Origin of the sequence: Pseudomonas oryziphila (assembly GCF_003940825.1) — a bacterium.
Lineage (GTDB): Bacteria > Pseudomonadota > Gammaproteobacteria > Pseudomonadales > Pseudomonadaceae > Aquipseudomonas > Aquipseudomonas sichuanensis.
In genome coordinates this window covers 2557246-2572590 of the sequence record NZ_CP034338.1, presented here as the reverse complement: position 1 = coordinate 2572590, position 15345 = coordinate 2557246, and the positions used below count along the sequence as shown (strand labels likewise).

Below are 15345 nucleotides of genomic sequence, written 5' to 3'. Positions count from 1 at the left end.
GAAGGGCTGCAAAGCAGCCCCAATAAGTGCCATGAAGCGTTAACTGACTGGCATTAGGGCATGGGGGCATCATGCGCGTTGCCAGAGGCAATGGCGAGTGCCCCGGCCACGGTTACTGCGCCGCTGGCGGCACCACCTCCTCATCCCGCCGATGCGCCCACTGATACAACGCCGGCAACACCAGCAAGGTCAGCGCGGTGGACGACAGGATGCCGCCAATCACCACGGTCGCCAGCGGCCGTTGCACCTCGGCGCCGGTGCCGGTGGCCAGGGCCATGGGGATGAAGCCCAGCGACGCCACCAATGCGGTCATCAGCACCGGGCGCAGGCGGGTCAGCGCGCCCTCCTCGACCGCCGCACGCAGCCCGCGGCCCTCTTCGCGCAGGTTGCGGATAAAGGCAATCATCACCAGGCCGTTGAGCACTGCCACCCCCGACAGCGCGATGAACCCCACCCCCGCCGAGATCGACAGCGGAATATCCCGCAGCCACAGCGCCAGCACACCGCCAGTCAGGGCAAACGGAATACCGGTGAACACCAGCAGGCCGTCCTTGAGGTTGTTGAACATCATCAGCAGCAGCGCCATCACCAGCAGCAACGACACCGGTACCACCACCCGCAGGCGCTCGGCGGCCGACTGCAGCTGCTCGAACTGGCCGCCCCAGCGGGTCCAGTAGCCGGGCGGGATCTGCACCTTGTCGATCAGCGCCTGCGACGCCTCTTCGACGAACGAGCCGAGGTCACGCCCGCGCACGTTGGCGCTGACCACCACCACCCGCTTGCCGTCCTCGCGGCTGATCTGGTTGGGGCCCAGTTGCAGGTTCAACGTGGCCACCTGGGACAACGGGATGAAGCCGATCTGCGTGGCGCCGCTGGCGGCACTGGCGGGCACCGGGATCAACAGGCTGGACAACCCGTCCACATCGGTGCGCAGGGTTTCGGGCAGGCGCACCACCATGTCGAAGCGGCGGTCGCCCTCGTACAGGGTGCCGGCGCTGCGCCCGCCCACGGCGATGGCGATGGCGTCCTGCACATCACCCACGTTCAAGCCGTAACGTGCGGCCTTGTCACGGTCGATGTCGATGGTCAGCACCGGCAGGCCGGTGGTCTGCTCGACCTTCACTTCCGACGCCCCCGGCACCTGCTGCAGGCCGGCGGCGATCTGCGCGGCGGTGCGGTTGAGCACCTCCATGTCGTCACCGAACACCTTCACCGCGACATCGCTGCGCACCCCGGAGATCAGCTCGTTGAAACGCAGCTGGATCGGCTGCGACAGCTCGTAGTTACTGCCCGGCACGCTGGCTGCAGCGCGTTGCACTTCAGCGATCAGCTCATCCCGCGGTTTGCCCGGGTCTTGCCATTGCTCACGGGGCTTGAGCATCACGTAGGCATCGGAGATGTTCGGCGGCATCGGGTCGGAGGCGATTTCCGCCGTGCCGGTACGGGCGAACACCCGCTCCACTTCCGGCACCCGCTCGATGATGGTCTTTTCCAGACGCTGCTGCATGTCCACCGACTGCGACAGGCTGGTGCCCGGCACACGCAAGGCCTGCAGGGCGAAGTCGCCCTCGCTGAGGCTGGGGATGAACTCGCTGCCCATGCGGTTGGCCAGCACCCCCGACAGCAGCACCAGGGTAGCGGCGCCGGCAAAGGCCAGGTTGCGCCGGCCCAGCACCCAGGCCAGCACCGGGGCGTAACGGCGGCGCGCGGCGCGCATCACCACGCCCTCCTCTTCCTTGACCTTGCCGGTGACGAACAGCGCGATGGCCGCCGGCACGAAGGTCACCGAGAGGATCATCGCCCCCAGCAGCGCCAGCACCACGGTGAAAGCCATGGGGTGGAACATCTTGCCCTCGACCCCGGTCAGGGCAAAGATCGGCAGGTACACCACCATGATGATCAGCTGCCCGTAGATCAGCGGCCGGCGCGCCTCGCGGGCGGCGGCGAACACTTCATGGAAGCGCTCGGCACGGGTGAGGATGCGGCCATGGCGCTGCTGGGCGTGGGCCAGGCGGCGAATGGCGTTCTCGACGATCACCACCGCGCCGTCGACGATGATGCCGAAGTCCAGGGCGCCGAGGCTCATCAGGTTGGCGCTGACCTTGTTGCTGAACATGCCGGTAAAGGTGAACAGCATCGACAGCGGGATCACCATGGCGGTGATCAGCGCGGCGCGGATGTTGCCCAGGAACAGGAACAGCACGGCGATCACCAGGATCGCGCCTTCGATCAGGTTCTTCTTCACCGTGGCGATGGCTTTTTCGACCAGGTTGGTGCGGTCGTACACGGTGACCGCCACCACGCCCTTGGGCAGGCTGCGGTTGACCTCTTCCAGCTTGGCGGCCACGGCCTGGGACACTGTGCGGCTGTTCTCGCCGATCAGCATGAACACCGTGCCCAAGACCACCTCACGGCCGTTCTCGGTGGCCGCGCCCGAGCGCAGCTCCTGGCCCAGGCCCACCTCGGCCACATGGCTGACGCGGATCGGCGTGCCATCGACACTGGAAATGACGATGTTGGCGATGTCCTCGGCGGAAGCCACCTGGCCCGGCGCACGGATCAGCAGCTGTTCGCCGTTGCGCTCGATGTAGCCGGCGCCGACGTTGGCGTTGTTGCGCTCCAGGGCGCCGATCAGATCGTTGAGGGTGAGCTTGTAGGCCGCCAGACGCTTGGGCTCCGGCGCGATCAGGTACTGCTTGGCATGGCCGCCGATGCTGTTCACCTCGGCCACGCCCGGCACGTTGCGCAACTGCGGCTTGATGATCCAGTCCTGAATCACCCGCAGGTCGGTGGCGGTATAAGGCGTGCCGTCGTCCTTCAGCGCGCCGTCCCTGGCCTCCACGGTCCACAAAAAGATCTCGCCCAGGCCAGTGGAGATCGGCCCCATGGCCGCCTCGATGCCTTCGGGCAACTGCTCGCGAGCCACCTGCAGGCGCTCGTTGACCAACTGGCGGGCGAAGAAGATATCGGTGCTGTCATCGAAGATCACCGTCACCTGCGACAACCCCGAGCGCGACAGCGAGCGGGTCTGCTTGAGGCCCGGCAGGCCGGCCATGGCGGTTTCGATGGCAAAGGTGATGCGCTGCTCGGTCTCCAGCGGTGAATAACCGGGCGCGGCGGTGTTGATCTGCACCTGGACGTTGGTGATGTCGGGCACCGCGTCGATGGGCAGTTTCTGGTAGCTGTGGATGCCCACGGCGGCCATCAGCACCACGGCGAGCATCACCACCAGGCGTTGCTCGATGGCGAACTGGATCAGGCGTTCGAACATGTCAGGCGTTCCCGGTCAGTGGCTGTGTTCGGCCGAGCCTTTGCCCAGCTCGGACTTGAGGACGAAGCTGCCGGCGGCAGCCACCTGGGTACCGGCGGCGAGCCCCTCGTGGATCTCCACCTGGCCGCCATCGCGGCGGCCTGGTTTCACCGGGCGTGCCTCGAAGCCTTCTTCGGTGCGGGCGAACACCACGGTCTGCTCTTCCCAGGTTTGCAGGGCCGCTTCGGGCACCACCACGGCCGCGTCGAAACGCTCGACGGTGACGGCGATGTTGACGAACAGCCCCGGGCGCCAGGCGCCATTGGGGTTGGCCAGGGTAGCGCGGACGGTGGCGGCGCGGTTCTGCTCGCCCAGCAGGCTGCCGACGTAGTTGACCTTGCCTTGCACCTGCGCGCCGAGGTCCGGTGCGCTGACGGTCACGCCACGGCCGCTGACCACCTTGTCCAGGTCGCGCGGGGCCACGGCGAAGGTGGCCCAGACCCGGCTCAGGTCAGACAGGGTGAAGGCGTTGCTGGTCTCGTCCACCACCTCGCCCACGGTCAGGTGTTTCTCCACCACCACCGCATCGAACGGCGCGCGCAGCTCATAGCGGTTGCCCTTGCCGGCCGGCGCCACGGCGGCGACCTTCTGCCCGGCGTTGGCCGCGGCGATTTCGGCCTCCTGCAGGGCCTGGCGGGCCTGCAGGTAGTCCTGCTCGGCGCTGATGCGCTCCTGCCACAACTGCTTTTCGCGCTCGAAGGTCAGGCGTGCCAGTTCCAGACGGCGCTGGGCCGCCTGCTGCTCGCTGCGCAGTTCGGAGATCTGCTGGCTGGCGATCACCGCCAGCACCTGGCCGCGCTTGACTGCCTGGCCGAGGTCGGCGTGCACCGACTCGACCACGCCGGGCACCCGGGGCACGACGTGGGCGGTGCGGTCTTCGTCGAAACGGATCTCGCCGGGGAAGCTGATGGCGGTGCCCAGGGTTTGCGGGCCAGCGGTGACCAACTGCACGCCGGCGGCCTGGATCTGTTCGGCGGTGAGGTGCAGTTGGCCCTCTTCTTCGGCGTGGTCTTCACCTTCGGACGCAGCATGGCCGTGGCCATCGTCCTTTTCTTCGGCATGGCCGTGGTCTTCTTCGCCATGGTCATCGTGCTGGGCCTGGCCACTGGAGGCCTGGCCGAGGGTGCCGGTCCAGGCCAGGCCACCGAGGCCGAGGGCGGCCAGGGCAGCGGCGAGGATCGCGAGTTTGCGGGGGTTGGTCATGGAGGCTCCTGCTGGGGAAATCGTCAGTTGCAATTCGGGCCCCATCGCGGGGCAAGCCCGCTCCCACAAGGGCAAAGCCAAGACTCGTGGGAGCGGGCTTGCCCCGCGATGGGCTGCGGCTCAGAGCTCGCCGTAGATGCGTTCCACCTGCGCCCGGGCATCGGTGGCCGAGGCCAGCGCCTCGAGGTACATCCCACGCGCCTCGATCAAGGTGCGTTGGGCATCGAGCACATCGAGGAACGCGAACTTGCCCATTTCGAAGCCGCGGGTCGCGGTGTCCACCGCCTGCTGCGCCGCCGGCAGGATGGTGCGGTCATAGGCCTGCACCTCGCCCATGGCCGTGGCCCACTGGTCGAGGGCACTGCGGGTATCGCTGCGCAGGCGCAACTCCACGGCATTGCGCAGGTCGCGGGCCTGATCGGCGCGGCGCGAAGCGGCCAGCACGTTGCCCTGGTTGCGGTCGAACAGCGGCAGCGGCATCGACAGCCCCACTACATTGACTCGCTCACGGTCCTCGCGGCTGTACTGGCTGCCGACGCTGACGGTCAGGTCGGGGATGCGCTTGGCCTTCTCCGAGCCCAGGCTGGCCTCGCCACGCTCGATCTGCGCCGCGGCCAGGCGCCAGTCGGCGGTTTGCTCGACCTTGCCCAGCAACTGCTCGGCCTGGGGTGCCGGGCCAGGTGACAGGTTGCTGCCGTCGAGGCTGTCGAAGCCGGCCTGGGCGCTGCCGGTCAGCCGCGCCAGGGCCTGCCAGGCCACGCTGCGCTGGGTACGGGCACGGCGCACCGCCGCCTCGGCCTGGGCCAGCTGCACCTGGGCGCGGGTCGCCTCGACCGGTGACGACTGGCCGGCCTTGACCCGCCCTTGCACCACCCGCAGACCGCGCTCGGTCAGGGCCTGGGACTGCTGCGCCAGCTCCAGCGCGGTCTGTGCGCGCAGGGCGGCGTGGAAGGCCTGGATCACATCGGCGCGCAGGCCGTTGCGCTGGCGCTCCAGTTCCAGTTGGGCGACCGCCTGGCCGGCCTCGGCCAGGTCGATGCGCGCACCGCGCTTGCCGCCCAGTTCCAGCGGTTGGCTGAGGGTGACGGTGGTGGTGCTGGTATCGCGGCGGGTGTCCTCGACCTCCCAGGACAGCTCGGGGTTGGGGATCAGCCCGGCCTGGCGGCGCTCGCCCTCGGCAATGCCGATCTCGCGGCCGGCGGCGGCGAGTTCGGGGTTTTCGGCGAAGGCGGCGGCGAGCGCCTGGTCCAGGCTCAGGCCCTGGGCGCTGGCGGGGCCGGCCAGCAACAGGCAGAGCAAGGCGATCTTGCGGGGGATGGGCACGGCTTGGGTCCTCGTCGACGCGCGGCGGAATGCGTTGGCGAGGGACTGTAGGGAGGGCTGGTTATCGGGGCGGTGGCGTGAGGATTACAATTTTGTAATTTCGGCATGGGCCTGGCCTGGATCGTGTGCGGGCCACCAGGTGTAGGGCGACAGCCATGCAGCGCTCTCAAGATCGAGCGCCGCGCGGGCGGCGCTCGATCTCATAGGCGCCGCAAAAACACCGGCGAACCCATGCCAGCCCTCCCCCAGTCCGATAATCGCCCATTTTCCAGGCCGACCATTTGACGAAACTAACCGGGTAGTACAAAACTCACGACATCCAAAAACAACAAAGCGATACCCCGCCATGACACCCCGAATCCTCGTGCTCAACGGCCCCAACCTCAACCTGCTGGGCACCCGCGAACCGGCCCAGTACGGCCACGAAACCCTCGCCGACCTGGCCAACCTGTGCGCCACCAGTGCCGCTGAACTGGGCCTGGAGCTGGAATTTCGCCAGACCAACCACGAAGGCGAACTGCTCGACTGGATCCACGCCGCCCGTGGCCGCTGCCACGGCATCCTGATCAACCCCGCCGCCTGGACCCACACCTCGGTCGCCATCCGCGACGCGCTGATCGCCAGCGAGCTGCCGGTGATCGAAGTGCACCTGTCCAACGTGCACAAGCGCGAACCCTTCCGTCACCTGTCGTTCGTCTCCAGCATCGCCGTCGGCGTGATCTGTGGGCTCGGCAGCCAAGGCTACGAGATGGCCCTGGCGTACTTCGCCGAGCACTTCAAGGAGCAGGCATGAGCACTCCAGGCATCCTCGCCGGCCTGATCGGCCGTGGCATCCAGGCCTCGCGCACCCCGGCGCTGCATGAGCACGAAGGCGATGCCCAGGCGTTGCGCTACCTGTACCGGCTGATCGACGCCGACCAACTGGGCGTGGACGACAGCGCCCTGGCGCAACTGCTCGATGCGGCCGAGCGCACCGGTTTCACCGGGCTGAACATCACCTTCCCGTTCAAGCAGGCGATCCTGCCCTTGCTCGACGAACTGTCGGATGAGGCGCGGGGTATCGGCGCGGTGAACACCGTGGTACTGCGTGGCGGCAAACGGGTCGGCCACAACACCGACTGCCTGGGCTTCGCCGAAGGCCTGCGGCGTGGCTTGCCGGACGTGGCCAGGCGTCAGGTGGTGCAACTGGGCGCCGGTGGTGCGGGCTCGGCGGTGGCCCATGCGCTGCTGGCCGAAGGGGTCGAGCGGCTGGTGCTGTTCGAGGTGGACGCGGCCCGTGGCCAGGCGCTGGTGGACAATCTTACCCAGCACTTCGGTGTCGGCCGCGCAATGCTCGGCAGCGACTTGGCCGGCGCAGTGGCCGAGGCCGATGGCCTGGTCAACACCACGCCGGTGGGCATGACCAAGCTGCCGGGCATGCCCCTGCCGGCAGCGCTGTTGCATGCCCGGCTGTGGGTGGCGGAGATCATCTATTTCCCGTTGGAGACCGAACTGCTGCGCCATGCCCGGGCCTTGGGCTGCCGCACGCTGGATGGCGGCACCATGGCGGTGTTCCAGGCGGTGAAGGCGTTCGAGCTGTTCAGCGGGCGCACCGCCGATGCCGAGCGCATGCAGGCGCATTTCGCCAGTTTTGACTGAGGAAGACGCCGCCCCTGTAGGAGCGGCCTTGTGCCGCTCCTACAGAGGCCGTGGTTCAAGCCTTGATGTAACGCATCACCGCCTCGCAGATCACCTGCTTGTGGCGCTGCTTGACCTGCTCGTCCGACAGGTCGATCTGGAAGATATCGCCAAAGGTGTGGCGGTTGGACACCCGGTAGAAGCAGAACGAACTCATCAGCATGTGCAGGTCGATCACCTCGATCCCCGGGCGGAACACGCCTTCGCGCTCGCCACGGGCGAGGATCTTGCCCAGTGCATCAAGCACCATGCTGCTCATCTCGCGGATCACCGGCGACTGCTTGACGTACTCGCCGTAGTGAATGTTCTCGGTGCAGACGATGCGCACGAAATCGACGTTGTTGGCATGGTGGTCGAAGGTGAACTCCACCAGGCGCTGAATCGCCTGCTCGGGGGCCAGTGATTCGAGGTCGAGGCTGTGCTCGGTCTTGCGGATATCGCCGTAGAGCTTGACCAGGCACTCGACGTACAGCTGCTCCTTGCTGCCGAAGTAGTAGTAGATCATGCGCTTGGAGGTGGCGGTGCGCTCGGCGATGGCGTCCACCCGCGCGCCGGCCAGGCCCTGCTGGACGAACTCGGTGATGGCGGCCTGGAGAATGTTCTCGCGGGTCTTCTCCGGGTTGTTCTTGCGGGTTTTGCGCACCCCTTCGGCTTCTGGCTGGACTACCGAATCACTCATACCGACTCACAGGCTCATTGTAGGAATCCGCAGGATTATCCGTGAGCCGGGCGGCGCAGGGAAGCGCGCTGTTGGTCGGGTGGTCAGGTTTGCCATCAACGAACAGGCTTGTGATGCACCTGTACTGGCCTCATCGCCGGCAAGCCGGCTCCCACAGATTTGCGCGACCTTCAAGACCAACGACTTACCTGTGGGAGCTGGCTTGCCAGCGATGAGGCCCGTTCAGACCACCGATGAATTTCACAGCACCGGTTTACGCCCTGCCCCGCTACGCGCCTTGGCCATCGCGGCCAGGCGCACCGCCACGTTGGCCGCGCCGTATCCGGCATAGCCACCCTTGCGCTGCAGGATCTCGAAGAAGAACCGCCCTTCGAACGGCTCGGTGTACACGTGGAACAGCTCGCCGCCCTGGGCATCGCGGTCGTACAGCACGTTGTAGTAGGCCAGCTCACTCAAGAACTCATCGTCGAAATCGAAGCGCGCCGCCAGGTCGTCGTAGTAGTTCAGCGGGATCTCCAGCAACGGCACCCCTGCCTCCTTGGCCCGTGCCACTTCGCGGAAGATGTCGTCGCAGTCGAAGGCAATATGGTGCACGCCCGAACCGCGATAGCTGTTCAGGGCATGGGCAATGGCGGTATTGCGGTTCTCGGAGATGTTCAGCGGCACCCGCAAGGTGCCGCAGTGGCTGCGCAGGGCGCGGCTCTTGACCAGGCCGTAGGGGTCGGGCAGCACCACCTCGTCGTCGGCGGTGAAATCGAACACGCTCTTGTAGAACAGCACCCAGCTGTCCAGCGCCTCGGCGGGCAGCGCCAGGGCCATATGGTCGATGCGCTGCAAGCCGCCGCTGGCGCTGGCGCCCTGCTCCAGGCGGAAGTCGGTGTCGTAGATGCTCTGGCCTGCGCCTTCGGGCTCGACCAGGTACAGCAGGCTGCCATCAGGCGCGCGCACGGCTGGGATCTCCCGCTCGTTGGGGCCGACCAAGCCACGGAACGGCTGGCCGCGGTAGGCGGTGGCGCGCTGCAGCGCCGCCGGGCCGTCCTTCACCCGCAAGGCGGTGGCGCACAGTGATGGGCCGTGGGCCTCGAAGAAATTGTGGGCAAACGAATAGGGTTCGGCGTTGAGCACGATGTTGATATCGCCCTGGCGCAGCAGGCGCACGGCCTTGCTGCGGTGCGCGCCGGCCTCGGCGAAGCCCAGGCGCTTGAGCCACACGCCCAGGCGCGCGCCGACGGCCTCGTCGACTGCGAACTCAAGAAACTCCACGCCGTCGTAGGCGCTGGCGGCAGGCGGCGCAAACAGCACGCTCGGCTCCACGGCCCGGGCCTCGCGTTCCAGCTGCAGGCGAGTTTTCTCTTCCAGGTACAACAGCGAGCGCAGGCCATCGGCGGCATTCTGCCGAGGGGGCGCGGCGCGGAAGCCGTCGTTGAACACCTCCAGCGACAACGGCCCGCGGTAACCCGTGGCCAGGATCGGCGCGAGGAAACCGGCCAGGTCCATCTCGCCCTGCCCCGGGAAGCAACGGAAATGCCGGCTCCACTCCAGCACGTCCATGGCCAGGATCGGCGCATCGGCCATCTGCACGAAGAAGATCTTGTCGCCCGGGATATCGCGGATGGCGCTCGGGTCACCCTTGAGCGACAGGGTGTGGAAACTGTCGAGGATCACCCCCAGCGCCGCGTGGTCGGCCTGGCGCACCAGGTTCCACACCTGCTGGTAGGTGTTGACGTGGCGGCCCCAGGCCAGCGCCTCGTAGCCGATGCGCAGGCCACGACGGCCTGCGTGCTCGGCGAGCAGGCGCAGGTCGTCCACCAGCAGTTGCTCATCGCCCAGGGCATCGGGCTGCACGTTGCTGCACACCAGCACTAGGTCGGTGCCCAGCTCCTGCATCAGGTCGAACTTGCGCTCGGCGCGGTCGAGGTTCTTGTGCAGGCGCTCGCGCCGGCAGCCCTCGAAGTCGCGAAACGGCTGGAACAGGGTGATGGCCAGCCCCAGATCGGCGCACATCTGGCGGATCTCGCGGGGGCTGCCGGCGTAATACAGCAGGTCGTTTTCGAAGATCTCGACGCCGTCGAAGCCCGCGGCGGCGATGGCTTCGAGTTTCTCTGGCAGGGTGCCGCTGAGGGACACGGTGGCGATCGAACGCTGCATGGCGGGTGTTCCTTGTTATTGGCGGGTGATGCGGTTGCTTGTGCCGGCCTCGTCGCCGGCAAGCCGGCTCGCACAACTTCAGGCCAGCGCAGCCCCTGTGGGAGCTGGCTTGCCAGCGATGAGGCCGGCGCTGCAACAACCGTTGGCACGATCGATTATTCGCAGGTAAAGTCGCCCCGGCAATGCACTTTGTACGAAACAGTTAGTTTTTGTTCGATTACCGAACAAAACCCGTTTCGACGAATTGATTCACCCCGCCCCGTGAACAACCATGATCACCAGTCGCAGGCCCGTCGGCCTTTCTTGCTGCCACGCCGGTCGTTCGGCGGAACCTGCGCTGTACAGCCCAACGTCACCACATAATAAGTTCAATAAAACGGGTACCGACCTATGCACAGCTTCCTCGCCCTGCGACCCGCATCGCCTCGTTCGTCTTCTCCCCATAGCCCCGTTGCCGTGCCCCGCGCGCGCTGACCACCGGCCCCTGACAAGAACAACGGAGACAACATGGCCCACTCAAGTTCCCAAGCCAAGAAAGCCACCGCCAGCGGATGGATCGGCTCTGCCCTCGAGTACTACGACTTCTTCATCTATGCCCAGGCCGCGGCGCTGATCTTCCCGCAGATCTTCTTCCCCAACACCGACCCGAAGATGGCCATCATCGCCTCGCTGGCCACCTATGGCGTGGGTTACCTGGCGCGCCCGGTGGGTGCCTTCGTGCTCGGCCACTGGGGTGATACCCGTGGGCGCAAGAACGTGCTGCTGCTGTGCATGTTCCTGATGGGCCTGTCGACCATGGCCGTGGGCCTGCTGCCCACCTACCACGACATCGGCCTGCTCGCCCCGGCGCTGCTGGTGGTGCTGCGCCTGGTGCAGGGCTTCGCCGTGGCCGGCGAGATCTCCGGGGCAAGCTCGATGATCATGGAGCACGCCCCCTTCGGCCGCCGCGGCTACTACGCAAGCTTCACCCTGCAGGGCGTGCAGGCCGGCCAGGTGATGGCGGCGGCGGTGTTCCTGCCGCTGGCCTACTTCATGCCCAGCGAAGCGTTCAACGAGTGGGGCTGGCGCATTCCGTTCCTGATGAGCGCCGTGGTGCTGATCGCCGGTTTCATCATCCGCAAAGAAGTGCATGAGACCCCGGCCTTCGTCCAGGAAGAAAAACAGGACAAGGTGGCCAAGTCGCCGATCAGCGAAGCCTTCCGCCACAGCTGGAAGCACATGGTGCTGGTGATGTTCATGGCCCTGATGAACGTGATCCCGGTGGTCGCCACCATCTTCGGCGCGGCCTACGCGGTGCAGCCGGCCTACGGCATCGGCTTCGACAAGAGCGTGTACCTGTGGATCCCGGTGGTGGGCAACATCGTCGCGGTGCTGGTGATCCCCTTCGTCGGCAACCTTTCCGACAAGATCGGCCGCCGCCCGACCATGATCGCCGGTTGCCTGGGCTCAGGCCTGCTGGCCTTCGTCTACCTGTACGCGATCAGCATCCAGAACGTGCCGCTGGCGTTCGTCGCCTCGATCGTCATGTGGGGCATGGTCTACCAGGGCTACAACGCGGTGTTCCCAAGCTTCTACCCAGAGCTGTTCCAGACCCGCTACCGGGTTTCGGCCATGGCCATCGCGCAGAACATCGGCACCATGCTCACCGCCATGCTGCCGGCCCTGTTCGCCATGGTGGCGCCACCGGGTTCGGACAACATCCCAATGGTGGTCGGTGGCCTTGCGTTCTTCATCACCTGCGTGTGCGCCTTTGCCGCGTACCTCGCGCCGGAGACGCACCGCCTGGCCATGGAAGACCTGGGCAATCCGCAGGCCCAGCCCATGGAGCGCGAAGCCTATGAGGCCAGCCGCAAGGGCAGCTTGAAGGCGTTCACTCACTAACCAACCAAGGGCCGCTCAGCGGCCCTTTTGCTATCTGGCACATGCCTTTTGGAAGACGCGCCACTCACCAAAACGGGTGATTTCGGCGATTGCGCGGGTGTGGGAGCATTTCTCCAACCCCAGGGCCCAGGACCGGCGCCCGTTCAAGCAGAGGACCTGCCCCCGATTGCATCCCCCTTGCGCGACTTCCAAGAAAGAGAAAAAGCCATGAATGCTCCCTTCGCACCGCAACGCCAGACCCAGGACTACCAACAAGCCGACGCCGCCCACCACATCCATGCGTTCCTGGATCAGAAGGCCCTGAACGCCGAAGGGCCGCGGGTGATGGTGCGCGGTGAGCGCCTGAACCTGTGGGACAACGACGGCAACCGCTACCTCGATGGCATGTCTGGCCTGTGGTGCACCCAGCTCGGCTATGGCCGCCGGGACCTGACCGCCGCCGCCGCTGCGCAGATGGACCAGCTGGCCTACTACAACATGTTCTTCCACACCACCCACCCGGCGGTGATCGAGCTGTCCGAGCTGCTGTTCAGCCTGCTGCCGGGCCACTACAGCCACGCCATCTACACCAACTCCGGCTCCGAGGCCAACGAGGTGCTGATCCGCACCGTGCGCCGTTACTGGCAGGTGGTCGGCCAGCCACAGAAAAAGATCATGATCGGCCGCTGGAACGGCTACCACGGCTCGACCCTGGCGGCCACCGCCCTGGGCGGCATGAAGTTCATGCACGAAATGGGCGGGCTGATCCCCGACATCGCCCACATCGACGAGCCCTACTGGTACGCCGCCGGCGGCGAGCTGACCCCGGCCGAGTTCGGCAAGCGCTGCGCCCTGCAACTGGAAGAGAAGATTCTCGAACTGGGCGCCGAGAACGTCGCCGGTTTCATCGCCGAGCCGTTCCAGGGCGCGGGCGGCATGATCTTCCCGCCCGAGAGCTACTGGCCGGAAATCCAGCGCATCTGCCGCCAGTACGACGTGCTGCTGTGCGCCGACGAAGTCATCGGCGGCTTCGGCCGCACCGGCGAATGGTTCGCCCACGAATACTTCGGCTTCCAGCCCGACACCCTGTCCATCGCCAAGGGCCTGACCAGCGGCTACGTGCCCATGGGCGGCCTGGTGCTGAGCAAGCGCATCGCCGAGGCCCTGGTGGAGCGCGGCGGCGTGTTCGCCCACGGCCTGACCTACTCCGGCCACCCGGTGGCCGCTGCGGTGGCGGTGGCCAACCTCAAGGCCCTGCGCGACGAAAACATCGTCGCCACGGTGAAGGACGACACCGGCCCCTACCTGCAGCAGCTGCTGCGCGAAACCTTCAGCGATCACCCGCTGATCGGCGACATCCAGGGCACCGGCCTGCTGGGCGCCCTGCAGTTCGCCGAAGACAAGGCCAGCCGCAAGCGCTTCGCCAACGAGAACGACCTGGCCTGGCAGTGCCGCACCTTCGGTTTCGAAGAAGGCGTGATCATCCGCTCCACCCTTGGCCGCATGATCATGGCCCCGGCCCTGATCGCCACCCGCAGCGAACTCGACGAGCTGGTGGAAAAGACCCGCATAGCCGTCGACCGCACCGCACGCCTGGTCGGCAAGCTCTGACCTGAAGCCGCCGCCCACCCCTGCCAGGGTGGGCGGCTTGCGTGCACGGCCCCGGCCGCCCCCGCCCCAAGTGAAGCTCTCCAGACGGTGCGCGCCCCGCGTGTACCGCGGCGTCCTGTCGTCAATTTCCAGGAGTTCGCAATGCATACAACAACAAATACAGCCGATGCTCACGCCCATCCGTCCCCATCGCAGGCCAGCGCAAGTGGCCGCTTCCGGCAAACCATGGGCCTTACCGCGCTGGTGCTGTTCGGCCTGGCGTACATGGTGCCGCTGGCGGTGTTCACCACCTACGGCCTGGTCACCCAGATGACCAAGGGCCACTTGCCCACCGCCTACCTGCTGACCCTCGCCGCCATGCTGCTGACCGCCTACAGCTACGGCCGCATGGTCCAGGCCCATCCGTTCTCAGGCTCGGTGTACACCTACACCCGCAAGGCCTTCGGCAGCTACTTCGGCTTCATGGCCGGCTGGACCTTGCTGCTCGACTACATCTTCCTACCGTTGCTCAGCTACCTGCTGATCGGCATCTACATGGCGGAGTACTTCCCCGCCGTGCACGCCTGGGTGTGGGTGCTCGGCTCCATCGCCCTGGTGACCTTCCTCAACCTGATCGGCATCGAATCCATCACCCGGGTCAACTGCGTGCTGGTGGTGGCCCAACTGGTGTTCATCGTGGTCTTCGTCGGCTTGTCGATCCATAACATGGGCGCCCAGGCCGAGCCGGTTTCGCTGCTCAAGCCGTTCCACCACGAAGGCTTCAACATGCCGCTGATCATGACCGGCGCGGCGGTGCTGTGCCTGTCGTTCCTGGGCTTCGACGCGGTGTCGACCATGGCCGAGGAAACCGCCAACCCCAAGTTCCGCATCCCCCTGGCGATCATGGCGGTGACCCTGTTCGGCGGCCTGCTGTTCTTGATCGTGTCGTGGTGTGCGCAGATGGTGTTCCCCGAGTGGGCCATCTTCAAAGACCCGGACTCCGCCTCGCTGGACGTGATGCGCCGGGTGGGCGGCGAGCTGATGGTCACCGCCTTCACCGCCACTTACGTCGCCGGCTGCTTCGCCTCGGCGATGGTGTCCCAGGCCAGTGTGTCGCGGGTGCTGTTTGCCATGGGCCGCGACGGCGCACTGCCGAAGGTGTTCGGCCGCCTGGTGACCAAAAAGCGCGTGCCCGCCACCGCGATCATGCTGGTCAGCCTGCTGTCGCTGATTGCCCTGTTCATCACCCTCGACACCGTCGCCAACATGATCAGCTTCGGCGCGCTGTTCGCCTTCTCGGCGGTGAACCTGGCGGTGGTCAAGCATTACCTGGTGGACCAGAAACTGCGCGGGGGCCGCAACTGGCTGCTGTATGGCGCGATTCCGGCGCTGGGCTTTTTGACCACCATCTGGTTGTGGACCAGCCTGTCGAGCATGTCGTTCATGATCGGCTTGAGCTGGATGGCGTTGGGGTTCCTGTGTTTGCTGGGGATTACCAAGGCGTTCCGGGTCAAGTTGCCGGCGTTGCAGATGGCGGATTGAGGGGTTGAGTGAG

10 protein-coding genes are annotated in these 15345 nt (G+C 66.3%); 5 read left to right on the top strand and 5 right to left on the bottom strand.

What is annotated here, in order from left to right; genetic code table 11:
* Positions 1-112: 112 nt before the first annotated feature.
* The 3 genes from EJA05_RS12010 to EJA05_RS12000 all read right to left on the bottom strand — a co-directional run bounded on the left by EJA05_RS12010 (position 113) and on the right by EJA05_RS12000 (position 5836).
* Positions 113-3271 carry an efflux RND transporter permease subunit gene (locus EJA05_RS12010; protein WP_125858395.1) on the bottom strand — a complete coding sequence of 1053 codons (3159 nt, stop codon included), beginning with the start codon at positions 3269-3271 and terminating at the stop codon, positions 113-115.
* A 15-nt stretch (positions 3272-3286) separates the two neighbouring features.
* Positions 3287-4513: an efflux RND transporter periplasmic adaptor subunit gene (locus EJA05_RS12005; RefSeq protein ID WP_125858394.1), complete on the bottom strand. Its 1227-nt coding sequence runs from the start codon at positions 4511-4513 to the stop codon at positions 3287-3289.
* Positions 4514-4633: 120 nt separating this feature from the next.
* Positions 4634-5836, bottom strand: a complete 1203-nt coding sequence (locus EJA05_RS12000) for a TolC family protein (RefSeq protein WP_125858393.1) — start codon at positions 5834-5836, stop codon at positions 4634-4636.
* A 346-nt stretch (positions 5837-6182) separates the two neighbouring features.
* Between EJA05_RS12000 and aroQ the strand changes: the two genes are divergently transcribed.
* Positions 6183-6629 (top strand): type II 3-dehydroquinate dehydratase, encoded by a 447-nt coding sequence (gene aroQ, locus EJA05_RS11995; RefSeq protein ID WP_125858392.1) that lies wholly within the window; start codon positions 6183-6185, stop codon positions 6627-6629.
* Complete coding sequence (locus EJA05_RS11990) at positions 6626-7474, top strand: shikimate dehydrogenase (protein ID WP_125858391.1); 849 nt, start codon at positions 6626-6628, stop codon at positions 7472-7474. The genes aroQ and EJA05_RS11990 overlap by 4 nt, the downstream gene beginning before the upstream one ends.
* 55 nt (positions 7475-7529) lie before the next feature.
* On the opposite strand, the gene EJA05_RS11985 is transcribed toward EJA05_RS11990, so the two are convergent.
* Both EJA05_RS11985 and quiC read right to left on the bottom strand, forming a co-directional pair.
* Entirely contained in the window at positions 7530-8192 is a 663-nt protein-coding gene (locus EJA05_RS11985) for a TetR/AcrR family transcriptional regulator (RefSeq protein WP_110995941.1), read from the bottom strand.
* 240 nt (positions 8193-8432) lie between these two features.
* The gene (quiC, locus tag EJA05_RS11980; RefSeq protein ID WP_125858390.1) at positions 8433-10340 is read right to left on the bottom strand and encodes a 3-dehydroshikimate dehydratase QuiC; all 1908 of its coding nucleotides are present in this window, start codon (positions 10338-10340) and stop codon (positions 8433-8435) included.
* A gap of 507 nt (positions 10341-10847) precedes the next feature.
* Here quiC and EJA05_RS11975 point away from each other — a divergent pair.
* The 3 genes from EJA05_RS11975 (at position 10848) to EJA05_RS11965 (ending at position 15332) form a co-directional block, all read left to right on the top strand.
* Positions 10848-12221 carry an MFS transporter gene (locus EJA05_RS11975; RefSeq protein ID WP_110995943.1) on the top strand — a complete coding sequence of 458 codons (1374 nt, stop codon included), beginning with the start codon at positions 10848-10850 and terminating at the stop codon, positions 12219-12221.
* A gap of 207 nt (positions 12222-12428) precedes the next feature.
* Complete coding sequence (locus EJA05_RS11970) at positions 12429-13811, top strand: aspartate aminotransferase family protein (RefSeq protein WP_125858389.1); 1383 nt, start codon at positions 12429-12431, stop codon at positions 13809-13811.
* A gap of 141 nt (positions 13812-13952) precedes the next feature.
* A complete protein-coding gene (locus EJA05_RS11965; RefSeq protein WP_125858388.1) occupies positions 13953-15332 on the top strand; it encodes an APC family permease in 1380 nt (459 codons plus the stop codon).
* Positions 15333-15345: the final 13 nt, after the last annotated feature.

What these genes read in the sequence shown, in the direction of transcription:
- EJA05_RS12010 (WP_125858395.1), bottom strand. Translation starts at nt 3,271, where the DNA reads ATGTTCGAACGCCTGATCCAGTTCGCCATCGAGCAACGCCTGGTGGTG.
- EJA05_RS12005 (WP_125858394.1), bottom strand. Translation starts at nt 4,513, where the DNA reads ATGACCAACCCCCGCAAACTCGCGATCCTCGCCGCTGCCCTGGCCGCC.
- aroQ (WP_125858392.1), top strand. Translation starts at nt 6,183, where the DNA reads ATGACACCCCGAATCCTCGTGCTCAACGGCCCCAACCTCAACCTGCTG.
- EJA05_RS11990 (WP_125858391.1), top strand. Translation starts at nt 6,626, where the DNA reads ATGAGCACTCCAGGCATCCTCGCCGGCCTGATCGGCCGTGGCATCCAG.
- EJA05_RS11985 (WP_110995941.1), bottom strand. Translation starts at nt 8,192, where the DNA reads ATGAGTGATTCGGTAGTCCAGCCAGAAGCCGAAGGGGTGCGCAAAACC.
- quiC (WP_125858390.1), bottom strand. Translation starts at nt 10,340, where the DNA reads ATGCAGCGTTCGATCGCCACCGTGTCCCTCAGCGGCACCCTGCCAGAG.
- EJA05_RS11975 (WP_110995943.1), top strand. Translation starts at nt 10,848, where the DNA reads ATGGCCCACTCAAGTTCCCAAGCCAAGAAAGCCACCGCCAGCGGATGG.
- EJA05_RS11970 (WP_125858389.1), top strand. Translation starts at nt 12,429, where the DNA reads ATGAATGCTCCCTTCGCACCGCAACGCCAGACCCAGGACTACCAACAA.
- EJA05_RS11965 (WP_125858388.1), top strand. Translation starts at nt 13,953, where the DNA reads ATGCATACAACAACAAATACAGCCGATGCTCACGCCCATCCGTCCCCA.